At 54.8% G+C, this 17191-nt stretch carries 17 protein-coding genes; 11 read left to right on the top strand and 6 right to left on the bottom strand.

Annotation, left to right across the window (positions count from 1 at the left end; translation table 11 throughout):
• Nucleotides 1-3 precede the first annotated feature (3 nt).
• The 6 genes from Q4G72_RS10775 (at nucleotide 4) to Q4G72_RS10750 (ending at nucleotide 5019) form a co-directional block, all read left to right on the top strand.
• Complete coding sequence (locus Q4G72_RS10775) at nucleotides 4-804, top strand: HipA family kinase (RefSeq protein ID WP_303311434.1); 801 nt, start codon at nucleotides 4-6, stop codon at nucleotides 802-804.
• Complete coding sequence (locus Q4G72_RS10770; protein WP_303311433.1) at nucleotides 782-1168, top strand: DUF3037 domain-containing protein; 387 nt, start codon at nucleotides 782-784, stop codon at nucleotides 1166-1168. Before Q4G72_RS10775 ends, Q4G72_RS10770 begins: the two co-directional genes overlap by 23 nt.
• Before the next feature lie 228 nt (nucleotides 1169-1396).
• Nucleotides 1397-1531 (top strand): hypothetical protein, encoded by a 135-nt coding sequence (locus Q4G72_RS10765; RefSeq protein ID WP_303311432.1) that lies wholly within the window; start codon nucleotides 1397-1399, stop codon nucleotides 1529-1531.
• 203 nt (nucleotides 1532-1734) lie between these two features.
• Nucleotides 1735-2376 carry a BamJ family beta-barrel-assembly machinery protein gene (bamJ, locus tag Q4G72_RS10760; protein ID WP_303311431.1) on the top strand — a complete coding sequence of 214 codons (642 nt, stop codon included), beginning with the start codon at nucleotides 1735-1737 and terminating at the stop codon, nucleotides 2374-2376.
• A gap of 116 nt (nucleotides 2377-2492) precedes the next feature.
• Entirely contained in the window at nucleotides 2493-2990 is a 498-nt protein-coding gene (locus Q4G72_RS10755) for a hypothetical protein (RefSeq protein WP_303311430.1), read from the top strand.
• Nucleotides 2991-3075: 85 nt separating this feature from the next.
• Nucleotides 3076-5019, top strand: a complete 1944-nt coding sequence (locus tag Q4G72_RS10750; protein WP_303311429.1) for a KUP/HAK/KT family potassium transporter — start codon at nucleotides 3076-3078, stop codon at nucleotides 5017-5019.
• A gap of 163 nt (nucleotides 5020-5182) precedes the next feature.
• Here Q4G72_RS10750 and Q4G72_RS10745 read toward each other — a convergent pair whose 3' ends face one another.
• The gene (locus tag Q4G72_RS10745) at nucleotides 5183-6994 is read right to left on the bottom strand and encodes a M61 family metallopeptidase (RefSeq protein WP_303311428.1); all 1812 of its coding nucleotides are present in this window, start codon (nucleotides 6992-6994) and stop codon (nucleotides 5183-5185) included.
• A gap of 181 nt (nucleotides 6995-7175) precedes the next feature.
• Here Q4G72_RS10745 and Q4G72_RS10740 point away from each other — a divergent pair, with 181 nt between their 5' ends.
• Complete coding sequence (locus Q4G72_RS10740; RefSeq protein ID WP_303311427.1) at nucleotides 7176-7775, top strand: C40 family peptidase; 600 nt, start codon at nucleotides 7176-7178, stop codon at nucleotides 7773-7775.
• A gap of 758 nt (nucleotides 7776-8533) precedes the next feature.
• A complete protein-coding gene (locus Q4G72_RS10735) occupies nucleotides 8534-8974 on the top strand; it encodes a DUF2147 domain-containing protein (protein WP_303311426.1) in 441 nt (146 codons plus the stop codon).
• Nucleotides 8975-9048: 74 nt separating this feature from the next.
• Here Q4G72_RS10735 and Q4G72_RS10730 read toward each other — a convergent pair whose 3' ends face one another.
• Nucleotides 9049-9525, bottom strand: coding sequence for a hypothetical protein (locus tag Q4G72_RS10730; RefSeq protein WP_303311425.1), 477 nt, complete (start codon nucleotides 9523-9525; stop codon nucleotides 9049-9051).
• Nucleotides 9526-9624: 99 nt separating this feature from the next.
• Between Q4G72_RS10730 and Q4G72_RS10725 the strand changes: the two genes are divergently transcribed.
• Nucleotides 9625-10260: a hypothetical protein gene (locus tag Q4G72_RS10725; RefSeq protein WP_303311424.1), complete on the top strand. Its 636-nt coding sequence runs from the start codon at nucleotides 9625-9627 to the stop codon at nucleotides 10258-10260.
• Between the two features lie 51 nt (nucleotides 10261-10311).
• Here the strand turns inward: Q4G72_RS10725 and Q4G72_RS10720 are convergent, their stop codons facing one another.
• The 4 genes from Q4G72_RS10720 to Q4G72_RS10705 form a co-directional block, all read right to left on the bottom strand.
• Nucleotides 10312-12291, bottom strand: a complete 1980-nt coding sequence (locus Q4G72_RS10720; protein WP_303311423.1) for a M1 family aminopeptidase — start codon at nucleotides 12289-12291, stop codon at nucleotides 10312-10314.
• A 197-nt stretch (nucleotides 12292-12488) separates the two neighbouring features.
• Nucleotides 12489-13133, bottom strand: a complete 645-nt coding sequence (locus Q4G72_RS10715; RefSeq protein WP_303311422.1) for a cytochrome c oxidase subunit 3 — start codon at nucleotides 13131-13133, stop codon at nucleotides 12489-12491.
• A 134-nt stretch (nucleotides 13134-13267) separates the two neighbouring features.
• Entirely contained in the window at nucleotides 13268-13597 is a 330-nt protein-coding gene (locus Q4G72_RS10710; RefSeq protein WP_303311421.1) for a hypothetical protein, read from the bottom strand.
• A complete protein-coding gene (locus Q4G72_RS10705) occupies nucleotides 13590-13826 on the bottom strand; it encodes a hypothetical protein (protein ID WP_303311420.1) in 237 nt (78 codons plus the stop codon). Before Q4G72_RS10705 ends, Q4G72_RS10710 begins: the two co-directional genes overlap by 8 nt.
• A gap of 204 nt (nucleotides 13827-14030) precedes the next feature.
• Between Q4G72_RS10705 and Q4G72_RS10700 the strand changes: the two genes are divergently transcribed.
• Complete coding sequence (locus Q4G72_RS10700) at nucleotides 14031-14864, top strand: TapB family protein (RefSeq protein WP_303311419.1); 834 nt, start codon at nucleotides 14031-14033, stop codon at nucleotides 14862-14864.
• Between the two features lie 164 nt (nucleotides 14865-15028).
• The gene (ligA, locus tag Q4G72_RS10695) at nucleotides 15029-17167 is read left to right on the top strand and encodes an NAD-dependent DNA ligase LigA (RefSeq protein ID WP_303311418.1); all 2139 of its coding nucleotides are present in this window, start codon (nucleotides 15029-15031) and stop codon (nucleotides 17165-17167) included.
• The last annotated feature ends 24 nt before the right edge of the window (nucleotides 17168-17191 follow it).

Here is a 17191-nt window from a genome sequence, read left to right as displayed (position 1 = left end):
GCTATGCCCCCACTTGACCTTTCTCTTAGAACCGTGGACGTGACGCGCTACGTTACGCCCCTCCGTGAAGGCGGCTCCCTGCCAGGCCTGGTGGAGGCCGATGACGGGTTTCTCTATGTGGTGAAGTTTAGGGGGGCCGGCCAGGGCCTAAAGGCCTTGATTGCCGAGCTGATTGTGGGCGAGCTGGCGCGGGCGCTGGGGCTGCGCATGCCGGAGTTGGTCTTTATCCGGCTGGATGAAGCCTTTGGCCGCACCGAGCCCGATGAGGAGATTCAGGACCTGCTGCGCTTTAGCACCGGCCTCAACCTGGCCCTGCACTACCTTTCCGGGGCCGTCACCTACGACCCGTTGGTGAATACCCTGGAGCCCCGGCTGGCCTCCCAGATTGTGTGGCTTGACTGCCTCACGCTGAACGTAGACCGCACCGCCCGCAACACGAATATGCTGATGTGGCACCGGGAACTGTGGCTGATTGACCATGGCGCGGCGCTTTATGTGCACCACACCGGTCCCGAATGGGCTCAGAATACCCGCCGCGTCTTCCCGCAGGTGAAAGACCATGTGTTATTGCCACAGGCCAGCGAGCTAGAGCTAGTGGACGCTGAGAGCCGTGCCCTTCTCACCCCGGATGTACTCCACTCCATTCTGGCTCTGGTACCCGATGAGTGGCTGACGGCGGATCAGTCTACCACCCAGTCGGCGGAGGAACAGCGTGCAAATTATGTGCGCTTCCTGGAAGCCCGTCTGGCCGCATCAGAAACCTTTGTACAGGAAGCGCAGCATGCCCGAAAAGCACTTATTTGAGTACGCCGTTCTGCGCGTGGTACCCCGCGTAGAGCGTGAGGAATTCCTGAACGTGGGCGTTATTGTGTACTGCGCCTCGGAAGGATTTCTGCAAACCCAGTGTGAAGTGCCCGAAGCACGCCTGCGCTCCTTTGGTTGTGAGGAACTGGACCTGCAGGACCTGGCCCAGCGCCTACGGGCGTTTGAGCGAATTTGTCATGGTCGCCGGGAAGGCGGCCCCATTGGTCAGCTGCCCATTGCCTCCCGCTTCCGCTGGCTTACGGCCCAGCGCAGCACCATTGTGCAAACTTCGCCGGTACATCCTGGCCTATGTGAGAATGCTGCTGAAACCCTGCAGCAGCTATATGCAAAGCTGGTGCAGTAGAACCAGCAACCTGGTTTGGTTTCTGCAGAGCTTCCGCAACGGTTTACACTTGCCTCATGGGCGCACTCTGGCACCCATTGCCTGCGGAATTTAGAACGCTGCAAGCCTGATAATCTCCCTTTGATGCATGCAGCAGCCTATTTAACAATTCCTTAAAGTATGCTTGCATAACATTTTATAGATATCTCCGTATCTTTGCCCGCACAAACCAGTAAGGAGAAAGAAGTTATGAAAAAGACCACCGCGTTTTCGTCGTTATTGCTGTTGGGTGGCCTGGGCTCGTTCCGTTACCTGTCGGCCCAACTCAAAGACCTTAATTTGAATTTTGATCTACGGGGCGAGGATAGCTGCTATTACTGCTAAACGGCCCAATACCTTGTAAGAAGCCCTGTCACTTAATGACAGGGCTTCTTTATGCCGAAGCGGTGAAATTGCTGCTCATTCTCAGGGGGTTCCCTGCCCCTGCGGAAGAAAAGCGCATCCATTCTCATTTGATTTCGGTACTTCACGGTGTGATACGTAGTAGGCGTATCCTTGCCGTTTCTCATCCTTTGTACCCTACCCTTATGAACCTCAACAGCTTAAAAGACCAAATCAGCTACATCATCGGCCGTGACCTGGCCCGCAACTTTGCCCAGCAGGGCTTGGATCTGGATATTGACGTGCTGGCCGCCAGCATGAAGGAAGGCCTGGCCGGGGAGCCCAGCCGCCTCACGCAAGACCAGATGAAAGAAGCCATGGGCAAACTGCAGCAGCAGATGGAAGCCCAGGAAGGCGCCCAGGATAGTGGCAGCAGCGCCGGCAACAGCAATGCCAGCGAGAACCAGGCCGAAGGCCAGGCCTTTCTGGCCGCCAACAAAGACAAAGCCGGCGTACAAACCCTGCCCAGCGGCCTGCAGTATGAGGTACTGAAAGAAGGCTCGGGCAAGAAGCCCACGCTCAACTCATCGGTAACCACGCACTACCACGGCACACTCATTAATGGGAATGTGTTTGATAGCAGCTACCAGCGCGGCCAACCTGCTACCTTCCCCGTGAACGGCGTAATTGCCGGCTGGACAGAAGCCCTGCAACTGATGCCTGAAGGCTCGAAGTGGCGCCTGTATATCCCCTCTGAGCTGGCCTACGGTAAGCGCGGTGCCGGCCGTGACATCGGCCCTGATTCCACGCTTATTTTTGACGTGGAGCTCCTAAAAGTAAACAACTAAGTATGCCTGGCACCGGGCCACTGGAAACCACAAGCACTGCCGTGCCCCAATGGAGCGCCGGCAGTTGCGGCACCAGTGGCCCGATGCCGGGTTTTACTTCTTCTCCACATCCTCCGATGGAAGATTCCCAGCTGCCGCTGTTGCCACCAACCTTCGCTGCCCCCACAGTGCGCAGCGAAGATGGCCGGCTGGAGCTAACGGATACTACCCTAAAGGTAGATGGACGGGTATTTAGCTTACTGGAGCTGGAGGCGGTGGAAGTAAAGCCAGTGCGCTGGCTGCTCTGGTACCTGCTGGGCGGCCTCACGCTGGCTATTTTTACTATGGCCTTTCTGCAAAACTGGCTCCGCACAATGCCGGCCGCCATGGGCATGACTGTGGGCGCGTTGCTCCTGCTAATTGGCCACCGTGGTGCCAAACGACTGCGCATCCTGCGGCTTGGGCAGGAAGATTTGTATTATTCCCTCTCGGGCGAGCTAGCCCCCTGGCAAGCGCTTGTGTCTCAGGTGAACCGGCGCATTCAACAGCGCCACGACGAGCAGGCTGTTCTACTGTTTCAGGCAGTTTCCGCCATGCAGCAACATAACGAAGAAGCAACGGAGCCAGAGCAGTAAGCCAGCAGGATGCTGGTTTTCTCTTTTAGCTTACCTTTGGCGGCTCAAAAAACGTAGCAGCACATATCTCTTTTTTACCATTTTCATGGACGCCAAACATCAGCATACAGCCATATCCACGGCGGGCCTGCTCATTGCACTCGGTATTATTTACGGAGATATTGGCACCTCCCCGCTGTACGTAATGAAGGCCATTGTGCCCGAAACCATTACCCAGGACCTAGTGTACGGCGGCATCTCCTGCGTGCTTTGGACGCTCACGCTCCAAACTACCATCAAATACGTGTTGCTTACGCTCAATGCGGATAACAATGGCGAGGGCGGCATTTTTTCGCTTTTTGCCCTGGTGCGCCGGCGCGGTATCTGGTTGTCGGCCGTAGCTATAGTGGGTGGCGCAGCCCTGCTCGCCGATGGTATTATTACCCCGCCCATTTCGGTTACCTCTGCAATTGAGGGATTGAAAACAGTGTATCCGCATTTGCAGCAGACTACCATTGTCTATATCGTCATTGTCATCCTGGTGCTGCTGTTTCTGCTGCAAAGCTTCGGAACGCAGATTGTGGGTAAAGCCTTCGGGCCTATCATGTTCCTATGGTTTTCGATGCTGGCAGTGCTTGGCATTTATAGCATTGCCCAGCACCCCGGGATTCTGAAGGCGGCTAACCCTTACTATGCCTATAATCTGCTGGTGAACACGCCGGGTGGGTTCTGGCTGCTGGGAGCCGTATTCCTGTGCACTACCGGGGCCGAGGCCCTGTACTCTGACCTGGGCCACTGCGGCAAAGGCAACATCCGCATCAGCTGGATTTTCGTGAAGCTCTGCCTGGTGCTCAATTACTTCGGGCAGGGCGCCTGGCTCATGACCCAGGTAGGCCAGCACCTGAGTGGCCGCAACCCTTTCTATGAGCTCATGCCATCCTGGTTTCTGCTGATTGGAATTGGTATTGCCACTATTGCAGCCATTATTGCTTCTCAGGCTCTCATTACGGGTTCATTCACGCTGGTAGCGGAAGCCATTCGCCTGAATATGTGGCCCAAAGTGCGCCTCAACTACCCCACTAATGTGAAGGGCCAGCTTTACGTACCCAGCATGAACCGCCTGCTGCTGCTGGGCTGTATTGCCATTGTGCTGTATTTCAGGGAGTCGAGTGCCATGGAAGCAGCTTACGGTCTGGCCATTACCATTACGATGCTGATGACCACCCTGCTCCTCTCTATGTGGCTGCGGGCCAAGCGGGTGCCCATGGTTCTGGTAGTTCTTTTCTTGCTCCTTTACGGGGCCATTGAGGGCTCCTTCCTGGTAGCTAACCTCATTAAATTCCCGCACGGCGGCTGGGTGTCCGTGGCCATTAGCCTCTGTCTGATTTCCGTGATGTACATATGGTTGCGTGCTTTCTATATTAAGCGCCGCCTTACGGAGTTTGTGAAGATAGACCCCTACATGGAAGCGCTGAAGCAATTGAGCGCCGATGAATCGGTGCCGAAGTATTCTACGCACCTGGTATTTATGACCTCGGCTGAGCGGCAGACGGAAATCGAGTCCAAAATCATCTACTCCATCTTCCAGAAGCGCCCTAAACGGGCCGATATCTACTGGTTTGTACACGTAGATACCACTGACCAGCCGTATACCATGGAGTATAAAGTGGTGGAGCTGGCTCCGGATGATGCTTTCCGGATTACCTTCCGCCTGGGCTTCCGGGTAGAGCAAAAAATCAACCTCTATTTCCGTAAGGTGATTGAGGACCTGGTGCGCAACAAAGAGGTGGACATCACCTCGCGCTATGAGTCGCTGAGTAAGCAGCACGTAACCGGCGACTTCCGCTTTGTAGTGCTGGAGAAGTTCCTTTCAGTAGAAAACGACTTCCCCCTGGTAGAGCGTTTTGTAATGCAGGCGTACTTCTATATCAAGCAGTTCATTGCCTCCGAAGACAAGTATTTTGGGCTGGATACCAGCTCGGTGAAAGTGGAAAAGGTGCCCCTGGTAATTGCCCCGGTCCGGGAAGTCTCGCTGGAACGAGTGTACTAACAGCTGACTGGTCACCTTAAAACCAGAAATGCCCGCCTGAACATATCAGGCGGGCATTTCTGGTTTTAAGGTGACGCTGTGACTCATCCGTCCTAATTGATTCAACATAAAAAAGCCGCCCGATCTTATGGACCGGGCGGCTTTTGAATAGGTAGTGTACCTTTTATGCTTTACGCTCAGGCAACCACTTGCGCAACACTTTCTGCTGAGCTTCCGTGGCGTTGGGCATCACTTCGATGCGGTATTTCTGAGTAGCTGCCGGCAGTAGCGGCAGCGTTAGCTCCCGGGTCTGACCGTCGCGCACGATGAGCAGACGGATGGGCGTGCCGGCGGCGCGGGCGGTCAGAAGCTTGTTGGGGTCATCGGTCAGGCGGATGCCATCCAGGGCCAGCAGCTCATCGTTTACGCTCAGTCCACCTTGCCAGGCGCTGCCATTGCGCACCACGCTGGTGACGGTGTACTTGCCACCATTCGTGCTAACATTGGCGCCTAGCACTCCTTCGCCTGAGGCAGGAGTACTGCTTAGCAGGAGGCCGGCATAGCCCAGGTTGGTGGCATAGTCCAGGGTTTTGGTGCCATACACGTTGTCGCGGAAGAAGGCATCGAAGCGGCGGCCGGCTACTTTGGCTACGGCATCCTGGTACTCCGCATCGGTGAAGCCGCGGCCCAGCTGCTGGTAATACCGCTCGTAGAGGTAGCGCATCACGTCGTCCAGGTTTTTCTCGCTTTTGGTTTCCTGAATGATCATCAGGTCCAGCATAGCTCCAATTAACTCGCCTTTATCATAGTAGCTGATGCCAGTATTATTCGAGTTTTCGTTAGGGCGATAATACTTAATCCAGGCATCAAAGCTGGACTCCGCAGCAGACTGCACTTTATTACCCGGGGTATTCTCTACGCGGGTAATACCATTTGCTAAGGCATCGAGGTAATGCTGCGGAGTAACAAAGCCAGCGCGCTGGGTAATCAGGTTAGAGAAATACTCTGTGCCACCTTCACTCACCCAAAGCATGTGGGTATAGTTTTCATGGTCATAATCAAACGGCCCCAGGGCTACGGGGCGGATACGTTTCACATTCCAGAGGTGGAAATACTCGTGCGCTACCAGCCCCAGGAAACCCAGGTATCCGGCTTCCGAAGAATACGCATTGCGCGATACCGACAGCGTGGTGGAGAACAGGTGCTCCAGGCCACCGGTGCCCCGGTCAATGTTGTGGATGATGAATACGTAACGGTCCAGAGGGTTTTTTCCTACCACACGGTGGGCTTCTTCGCATACCCGCTTCATATCCGTGAGCAGACGCTGCTCATCAAAACGGGGGTTGCCGTACATGGCAATGGTATGCGGGGTACCGTTTGCTTCAAACTGCAGCACCTGGTGGGTACCAATTTCAATGGGCGAATCGGCCAGCTCATCATAAGAAGCCGAGCGAAATGTGAAAGGGGCACCGCCGGCTACCGGCTTCAGACTGGTGGTTACCTGCGTCCAGCCCTGTGCGGGCACCACAGTGAGGGTGCTGGCCAGGTCCTTATTTTCGGCCGGGTACATGAACACGCTGGTGCCGTTCAGGTAGCCGTGTGCAGCATCAATGAAGCTGGTGCGCACGGAAAGCTCGAAAGCATAAACCCGGTAATGCACCGTGAAGTCCTGAGCTTTAGGATGAAATACACGCCAAGTGTTTTTGTCAATTTTTTCGGTCCGGAGCGCCGTAGAGCCATCTTTGGCCTCCAGGCCCTCTACGTTTTTGGAAAACTCCCGAACCAGGTAAGAGCCGGGTGCCCAAACGGGCATTTTTACATCGGTATAGGCCTTCCGGAAGCCCGAAAGACGCATATCTACTTCAAAATAGTGGGTTTGGGGGGCAGGCATGAGCAGTGTGTACTGCAATGCGGGTGCCGCCCAGGCGGGAGCAGCCTGCACAGTAAGCCAGAGCAAGAGCCCTGCCAGGAGGAAACGAAAACGGTGGTGGAGCATGGAAGAATGTAAGTGAGTAATGCTGGCTAGCGGACACAGCTATCCGCCAGGAGTTGCAAGATACTGGTGAAAATTAAGTGAGGAAGCGTTGGCGCTGGCTTGCACGCACCGGAACCCCTAACCCGGTACCTCCGTTAGGAGAATACCTTTCCGCTTATATTCCGGGAAGCTCTGCGTTTTCATGCGTTATGTCTGGCTAGGTTTTTTTGTAATAGCGGCTTTCATTATTGGCGTAACCATCCAGAATCGCCAAGTGGAAGCCCCGCTGGCCTTGGTGGATAATGAGGCCCCCAAAACCGTATTGCGCCCGGCCAACAGCAAAACCCAACCCCCTGCCCGCTCGGCGGTTTGGATGCTGGACCACCCTGCGGAGCCCAATGCAGCACGCGCCGATAGTGTTATTCGGTTTGCCATGCGCCAGCTGGGTACCAACTACTGCTATGCCGGGGCCACACCCGAAACCGGTTTTGACTGCTCCGGCTTTGTAAACTATGTATTTGCCCGCTTTGGTGTGCCAGTGCCTCACTCCACTGCTCTCCTGATAAATACCGGCCGGGAAGTACCACGCAGCAGCGCCCGTCCCGGTGATATTGTTGTATTTACGGGCACAGCATCTACTTCTACCACGCCAGGCCACGCCGGCATTGTTATTTCCAACCCCGGCGAGCCGCTGCGTTTTATTCATTCTTCCTCAGCCAGAAAAGAATCAGGGGTAAAAATCAGCACGGTAGAGAAATCAGACTACGAAAGACGGTTTATGTCTGTACGCCGCGTGCTATAAGCCTACTCCTAACTAACACGGGGTTGATGCTGCCGGTCAGTGGAATAACCTTGCCTTTGCTAAGCAGCCAGCGCTGGATGCCTGAGAACATCCAGCGCTGGCTGCTTTGATCAATCTTGTACCTGGAGTAGCGCAAATGGCTTTGTGAGCCTTAAACAGGCTGCTCTAAACGAACGATGCCCGGGTAGCCTATGCAGTCCTGTCATACAGGCTGCTGGGCTAACCGGGCATCTAATCCTTCAAATCTTACCAAGCGACGAGTCTGGGGTTCAGCCCCGTCATCCTTCGAGTAAGACCTTGCCAGAATGCGGGAACCCGCCCTGAGGGGCTAACAGAGGTTCCGCGCGAAAGCTGTTGTTAAGCGCGTACGGCGGTGAAGCGTACTACATTCGACAGGCTTGGCAGGATTTGTTTGGGACTACTAGACATTTTGTACCTCCTTTCTTTACATCCAACATACCTCTTCCCGCGCTACCCAGCACCTTAGGGCTACTTGGGGGAGTTGTAGCACTCGCTACGGTTGGTAAAGTTAAAACTCGGCCTGAAGGTTCAAAACGGATTCGGCTTTTTTTAGCTGAACAATCCAATTTAATTGGCATCCGACTGAGTGTCAGTTGCTTTTTTTTCTACAAGAAAATCCTGAGGCCAATGATTGGTACTATCCTTGCCTTTGGGCTGCACAGCATTCATCTTCAGATATTGACATTCTCCAGAGTTTGCCTATATTTTCCCCTCAAACCCTTCTTTCCATCTATTCAATGAAAAAAGCTCTGTTTCTCTGTCTGGCCCTCGTGCTGGGACTTGCTTCTATGGCCTCTGCCCAAAAACTATCCCCACTAGGGGTATGGACCAATGCTGAGAAGAAGGCAACTTTCGAGATTTACCAGTGCGGCAAAAAGCTTTGTGGGCGGATTGTATCCCTCACCGTCCCGAATGACCCCAAGACGGGCAAAGCGAAAACCGACACACAAAACCCAGACCCCAAACTCCGCTCCCGTCCCCGCTTAGGCATGGTCTTCATGCAGGACTTTGAGTATGATGAGGACAACAAGTGGGACGATGGCAAGATTTACGACCCCGAAAGCGGCAAAACGTACTCCTGCTACATGAAACTGCTAAGCCCGAACACCATGGAAGTAAAAGGCTACATCGGCTTCTCGCTGATTGGCCGCTCCCAGACCTGGACGCGGGTACGCTAGTCTCTGATAACAAATCAAAAAAGAAGCGGCGCCCGAATTCGGGCGCCGCTTCTTTTTTGGTCATAACCGAGCGGTTAGTACACTGCCTTAATATGAAAGCTGCGCCCCCGGAATTTAAAGGTGTCGCCGGTACGATGGTTAGCCATGGCCAGAAACAAGGGTGAAAAGGCAGAAATGGCACAATAAGGTTTGCCGTCTACCATAAACTCCCCAATACTGACTGAAATAAAGTAGGTATGTACGTCGGTTTCAACCACGGAGCCCAGGCCGGGCACGCCTTGCACGGTATGCGCATCGCGCAGCCGCTGTAACACCATCAGGCCCCGCTCCGCTTCTTCCAGTTGGTGGGCAAACAGCTCCCTTTGTATGTGGCAAGCTTCCCTAAACGACTCAAACTTATCTTCGATGGAACCCTGATGCTCGTTGGCACTTTCCTGCACATCTTGCATAGCCTGCCGGGCATTGTTGGCTTTTTGCTGCTGAATGCGAAGGCACTCAGCCAGTAAACTTTGTTTTAGCCGGGCCGGACTTTTTACAGCGGTTCTCATCATCTTCATAGTCAATAATGTAAAGGACTGTGGGAGGAGGCAGGAAATGGAAACTATTTGGGAAGCCCCGTGTTTTTCCGGCGTACTGATTTTTTACTCTTCTTGTTCGATTTTCTTAAACGTATTATATCATCCCGCTCCGGGGCCGCTGCTGAAAACATGGCCTGGAGCCCACTGGTGCGCCCGCCCGCGCATATGCGGCGGCATGCCCAGTGGGTAAATGAGCAGGTGTATCGCAACTGGCTGGGGCCTTACTTTAAAGCCTACCATTTTCAGAAAACCAACATCACAGGTCGGGGCCTGCGCGTGCAACTGCTGCGGGAAAGTGGCCGGCAGGGCCTGCTATTATTCTATGACCCCAGCATTGGGCCGGGCAATTTCCAGCACCTGTTCGATTTCATTGCGGAGCAAACCCAACGGCTGGGCTATAACCTCTCCACCTCCGACCAACGCACGGCCAGGCACCCGCGCTACCGCGAAACCATTTATAAGCACTTCCTGAAGCCCAAGCCCCAAACTTGCACGGCAACCGGCCGCTGCCTGCAGCACTATGGCAACGTAACCGTGGATTTAGTCTGCATTAATGACCAGCCAGGATTTATCCGCTTCGTCAGCAATCCTTTTGCCGACAGCATTTTCACGCCGGCTCAATCCTTTGATGAGCTTTTAGGGCACATTTTCAATCAGCCCCCGCCTGATGAAGCCATTCAAAAGCGGGTTCAGGAATACTATAAATAATAGCTGAGACGTAACTGGATGGCAGCCTGAATCAGCTCTTTTCTTAGGCTTTTACCGACGAACAAAGCGTAGGCGGCGTACCTCTCCGGATGGTAATAAAAGCTGCAAATGGTAAAGCCCGCCAGCCAGGGAGCTGGTATTTAACCGCGCAGGAATACTGACCAGGGTTTGTACCAGCACCCGCCGGCCCAGCGCATCGCGCACCTCGGCCACAGCGCCGGGCTCCGGCAAATAGGCTATATCCAGGTATTCGGCGCAAGGGTTAGGATATACTGACGGCTCCGGAGCGTCAATGGGCTCGGTGCTCTGACTAACGTCAGCATTGTTGAGTACCCATTGATCAGGATCTACCTCAATGCTGAGTACGGTGCCCGATACGGGTACTTCGGCCAGCATGGTAGGCTCATTCTGCCAGAAGCGCACCGTGGTAGTGCCGGTTGTGGTCGTAATGCGGTAGTCAAGCTCGGTTCTGAAAAAGGGCGTAACGCTGGGCATAGAGGCCGTTTCGGTAGTCTTTAGCCGTAGGGTGCCCCCATTCTGGCTCCAACGCACCTGAAACGTAGGAAAGCCCTCCCCTACAAACCATTGCTTAAAAAAGTAATCGAGCGACGTGCCAGCGGCAGCTTCAAAAATGCGCTGCAGGTCTTTGGTGCGGGCAGTACCTCCCCCGTAGGTTTGCTGGTAGGTGCGAAGTGCCGTAAAAAATTTGGCATCATCGTGCAGCAGGTAGCGCAGCATATGTACCACAGCCGCACCCTTTTTATAGGTGAGGCGCGAGTTGAAGATACGGTTGACGTTGGTGGTGTCCAGTACCTGCACAGAACCTCCCGGAATGATATTATTTGTATTGTCAAACATCACCCGCCGGTGGGCATCGTCCATCCAGGGGCGGGCTGCTGGCGCATCAAAAGCTGTGCGGGCAAGGTATTCGCCATAAGAGGCAAACCCTTCATTCAGCCAGATATCAGACCAGGAAGCGCAGGTTACATTATCGCCAAACCACTGATGAAATAGCTCGTGGGCGGTCAGGTTAAAGGCGAAGCTGTTTTGGGTAGTCATGGTTTGGTGCTCCATGCCACCGCCCATTGGCGCCATGGAATGGCCGTATTTCTCGCGGGCAAAGGGATATGGCCCTACCAATTGAGAAAAGTGGAGAATGAAGCCCGGCGTGCGGTCAATTTCAGCCCGAAATTGATCCAGCGCAGCCTGGTTATAGAGGTAGTTGATAATGGGAATAGTTGGGCCTGTATCCAGCGTTACGCTGGTGGTATACTCCACATATGGCGCCACCGCCACGGAAATGAGGTAGTAGGCTATGGGGTAGCGGGACTTCCACTCGTAGCGGTGTTTGTCATTTGCCAGCGGTGTAATGCGCTGCAGCAGGCCGTTGGAGCCTACTTTATTGTGCAGTGAGGTGGTGACCCATACATCTGAGGAGTCAGCTTTGTCCGTGAGCACCTGCTTGCAGGGAAACCACTCGTAGGCATGGAAGGGCTCACTCAGGCTCCAGGTCACGCGCACGCCGGTGCTGGGCTCAATGGTAGTGTCCAGGGCATTCCCGATGGCAGCAGAGTTGCCGTTGGGGGCGGTGCCATGGTAGTACACCCGCATATCAAAGAGTTGGTTAGCCGCCACGGGCTGTAAGAGCCGGGCGGTTACGTCGCCGGCGCGGCGGTGTAGGCCAGGACTTTTCTGGCGGTTTACGACTACTGAGTCGATAGTATAGGTTTCAAACAGCTCAAAGGCAACAGAATCCAGGGGCTGCGTACCCACCCGGGCACGAAGCCAAACCGAGCCGCCTACCTGCCGGGAATCATTCTCCAGAGCCAGGTCCAGCTTATAATAGGTAACATCGTAGCGGTCCATTTTTTCCCGATGCCTCACCGTGGTGGCAGGCCGGGCCTGGGCATGCTGGGTATGGGCGGCTGCACAAAGGTCGGCTGCAGAAATTGGGGCCGCTGCACGCTGTTGCGCCAGGCTCAGGAAACTGATAAAACAGGCAGCCAAAGCCCCCCCTATCCTCTTCATCATACAAAAGATACCTATACCGGGAATATGGCGGCAAGGTAGTCAGGGGCCGGTAATCTGCCTCGCCCTAACCGATAATCTTATGCGGCTAATCTGCTTTTGCTGAAATGGATAAAAAGGCAATTTTCAACAAATTCAGAGTAAGGGCGGCAGTATGCCAGAACAGGGTTTCGAATGAGAAATACTGGTCAGTTGCAGGCCTAATAAAAGAACAGGAAAATCGTAAACATCAACACCCAGAGCCCGCCCATAAAGTGCCAGTATAGGCTTAGCATACGCAACTGCATACGGCGGTAAGGATTACGGATGAAGAGCAATGTGCGAACCCCATCCCGTGAAATATGCAGCACGCGCAGAAATAAGCCCGACATAAAGAGCATGCCCGCCAGCAGATGGGCTACGTGCAGGGCTGAAATAAGGTAAACATAAGTGCCGCTGGCATCGCCCCGGAAATAGATGCCCTGGTCCATAAGTTCACGCCAGCCCATTATCTGCAAGCCGGCAAAGATGAGGCCCAGCGCAAATGTAGCACCCAGGCACCGCGCCAGGTTGCGCATATCATCGGCCTGGTACAGGCGGGCAGCCTGGGCCAGCGTGTAGCTGCTGCTGAGCAGCACAATAGTGCTGAGGGAGAAAAAGCGCGGAAAGCTGTACAGCCCGGTAGGCATGCCGCTCTGCAGGCGGGAATGAATGTAAGCCCCCAGCAAAATCAAAAACAAAACACCTATCCCGACGATGCCCAGATACAGGAGCATGAGCAGCGGCGGAACCCGCTCCATGCGGGTAAAGGTGGAGGTGGGCCGGCTTGCTCCTACCTTATCTTGGCGTTCTTTATCGGAGTTCATGGGGCTGAGGCTGGTTGCTATGGGCTAACCGATCCAGCAAGCTTTAGTTCCACCCGAAACCCCTCACTGCCAGATCAGTCGCATCTCTCAAGATACGGAAAAACCCAAGTTCAGGCCAGTTTATTTGGCACTAATTATCCCCGAAAAAAAGAGCCGATTTTCCCCAAAACGGCGTTGAAGGTTATCTTCGGACTACGCCCCGTGCCAAAGGTGACATAGGTTTTCCCGGCCACGCGCAGGTCCAGCACCAGCCCCAGCTGCAAAGCCAGCATATTTAGCTGCTGCAGCGCATTGGGTGTGCCCGGCGGCTGAGGTTTCGCTTTCCCATTGCTGCTGGTGAGCTCATCAAGTACGCGCTGGCTGGGAATATTTACAATCAGATAGCCACCGGCTGCAGCTATCTGAATATCGTCGCCATTACGGGAAATGACCAGCCGTGCTTCCAGCTCCAGCCCGCTAGCCAAGCTGCTGAGGGGTATTATTAGGGGTGGCAGCAGGGCTTTCACCCCGGGTGCGGATGCGCACAGAGCCATTGATACGCCACGTGCTGGAAGGGGCCGCCGGATTTTGCATGTTGGGCACCTGTACTTCCATCTGATCGAAGGCAAGGTTCATCTCTACCCCACCCGAAAGTTTGGATAGCAGGGAGGCGGCCATATCAGCCCAGTTTGCAGAAGAGGAAGAGTCAGCCATAAAGTATGTGAAAGTATCAGGTGAAAAGGAGGCCAGTAAGGCTATGTTTGTACGACGATGCCGCCCCGTGAAGGCGAAAACTACCGTTCTCCGCTGGCAAACGCAACTTTCGTTGGGAAGTTATGCTGGCAGCCCTATCCAAAAAACCGAGCTTCCGTATGTGGGCGCAGGCACTACTTGGTGTCCTGCCTTTTGCAACACCTTATGCACCGTTCTTTTTTTCCCTTCTCATGGTTTGCGCTGCCATTTTTGGCACTGGCAGCCTGTTCGCGGCCGGCAGCCTCTGCCGGTACTGAGGCCACAGCACCAGTAACCACTACGACGGCAATGGCTCCGGCCATTGCAGTGCCTCCTGCAGCCACCGTTCCCGATTGTGAGCATCCTTTTGGTCTCTACGACAACATGGAGCTGATTTATAAGCTGGCGGATGCCAGTGGGAAACCGCTGGGCGAAATCAGAAGGCGGGTGGTGAGCCTGGGTACTAGAACCGATAAAAAAGGCGAACTAAAAATCAACACGGTGCTGCTGAAAAGTGGCCTCTATAGCTCCGCCAATCAACTGATCCGCCAGCAAGACCTTACTTTCCATTGCCAGCGAGACACCACCTTTACCGATGGCTTACAGGAAATGGACTATGATAACCTGAAATCTTTCCGCGACCGGTACTTCGAATTTACACCTACCTCGCTGGCCTGGCCTCACCAAGCACAGGCGGGCAGCAGTCTGCCTCAGGGTGGAATTATGGTTAATGTACACAGCTCGGCGGTGGATATTGCCAAAGTGTACACAACTGTACGCAAACGCCGAGTGGTGGGCAACCAGCAAAACGTAACCACGCCGGCCGGCACCTTCCTTTGTTATAAAGTGGAATCGGAGCGGGAAACCGCTATTCAGCCAAAGCCTGATATCATTCGTCGCACCACTACTTATGCCATTGATTACTACTCTCCTACCGTTGGCCTTGTTCGCACCGAGTGGTATGACAAAGCCCACAAGCTGCAACAAACTCAGGTACTAACGCAGCGGCAGCAGCACTAAGCTTCCGCAAGCATACGTCCTGTTCTGCTGAAAAATTCTCTTATAGGGCGGCCTCCAGACGGCATTATTATGGACGTCCGGGCCACATGTTTTAGCTTGCAGAATTGTTTGCCGGCCGCCCGCTTTCCTGAGTGGCTTATAGTACCCGTCATTACGCCTTTCGCATGTCCGATTTCAGCGCTATTCAGCTTCAGATACAGACCCTTACCGAGCGCCTGCATCATCTTAACTACCAGTATTATCAGCGGGATATTTCGGAAGTGTCGGATCAGGAGTTCGACCACTTGCTGGCAGAGCTGCAGCAGTTGGAAAAGCAGTATCCGGAACTGGCCCTGCCTAACTCCCCCACCCAGCGCGTGGGCGGCACCATTACCAAACAGTTTCCCACGGCAGTGCATAAATACCCTATGCTCTCTTTGGGCAATACTTACTCCGAGGCCGACCTGCGCGACTTTGACGAGCGGGTACGCCGGGGCCTGGAAGGCGCCGAAGTGACGTATGTGTGTGAGTTGAAGTTTGATGGCATTGCCATGAGCCTGACCTACACCGATGGCCAGCTTAGCCAAGGTGTAACCCGCGGCGACGGTACCCGCGGCGACGTTGTGACGAGCAACGTACGAACCATCAAAAACCTGCCGCTGCATCTGCAGCCCGCTCCGGGTCAGGCAAAAGAGTTTGAGGTGCGAGGCGAAATATTTATGCCCTTGCCGGTTTTTGAGGAGCTGAATGCTGAGCGGGAGGCTAACGGTGAAGCCCTGCTGGCCAACCCGCGCAATGCAGCCAGTGGTGCCTTAAAGCTCCAAAACTCGGCGCTGGTGGCAGCACGCCGGCTCCGCTTCTATGCCTATAACTACCTCAGTAGCCACCGGGACTTTCCCACCCATAGCGCAGCACTGGAAGCCATGCAAAGCTGGGGGCTACCTGTTTCGGATACCTGGCGGCGCTGCTCCTCCATCGAGGACGTGCTGGCTTTTATCCACCAGTGGGAAAAGCAGCGCTTTTCGCTGCCCGTAGCTACCGATGGCATTGTGATAAAAGTAGATGACCTACGCCAGCAGGAAATGTTGGGCTTCACGGCTAAAAGCCCACGCTGGGCCATTGCCTATAAATACCCCGCCGAGGCCGCCCGCACCCGGCTCAACAACATTCAGTACCAGATTGGCCGCACTGGGGCTGTTACGCCGGTAGCCATGCTAACGCCTGTGCCCCTGGCCGGCACCGTGGTGAAGCGCGCCTCCGTGCACAACGCCAACCAGATTGCTGCGCTGGATTTACGCCTGGGGGATATGGTATTTGTGGAGAAAGGCGGGGAAATCATTCCTAAAATCACTGGCGTTGACCTCTCAGCGCGCCCCACGGACAGCGTGCCAATTGTATACCCCACGGAATGCCCTGCATGCGGTACTCCACTAATCCGGCCGGAAGGCGAAGCGCATTTCCGCTGCCCCAATGAGCGAGGCTGTCCGCCCCAGCGTAAAGCCAAGCTGGAGCACTACGTATCGCGCAAGGCGCTGAATATTGATGGTCTGGGCGCAGAAACCGTGGGGCGCCTCTTCGACCTGGGCCTGGTGACGGATGCTGCCAGCCTGTACGAACTACCCAGCCGCGCCACCGAGCTGGCTCAGCTGGAGCGCATGGGCGAAAAATCGGTGCAACGCCTACTTACCGGCCTGGAGCAAAGCAAATCGGTGCCATTTGAGCGGGTGCTTTTCGGCCTGGGTATTCGGTATGTGGGAGAAACCGTAGCTGAAAAGCTGGCTGCACACTACCGCACTATTGATGCAATGGCAGCGGCGTCGGTGCTGGAGCTGGCCGCCGTGCCGGAGGTGGGCGGCGTTATTGCCGAATCGGTAGCGGCCTGGTTTCAGGAGCCCGAAAACCGCCAGCTGATTGAGCGACTACGGGCAGCCGGCGTACAGTTGGCTCTAACCGGTGAAGCTCCTCAAGCCAAAAGCAACCGACTGGAAGGACTCACTTTTGTGCTATCAGGCGTATTTGAGCGCTACAGCCGCGACGAGCTACAGCAGCTGATTCAGCAACACTGCGGGAAAGTAACGGGGTCTATATCCAAAAAACTGAGCTACCTGGTTGCCGGCGATAAGATGGGCCCGGCCAAGCGGGAAAAAGCCACTGAACTGAAAGTGCCCATCATTGGTGAAAATGACCTCCTGGCTATGCTGCCTGAAGATGAGCCGGACACACTGGAGGAAGCTCCAGTTCCGCTGGCTGTATTACCCCCCCAGGCTCCAGCTGCCACTCCCAAAGGGGCTACTGGTACGCAAGGCAGTTTGTTTGCCTTATAAGGCCGCCTACTTTGTGCCCGGCAC

The organism is Hymenobacter sp. BT730 (assembly GCF_030542105.1).
Lineage (GTDB): Bacteria > Bacteroidota > Bacteroidia > Cytophagales > Hymenobacteraceae > Hymenobacter.
The sequence above is the reverse complement of the archived record's forward strand: the minus strand, read 5'-3'. Positions and strand labels throughout refer to the sequence as shown.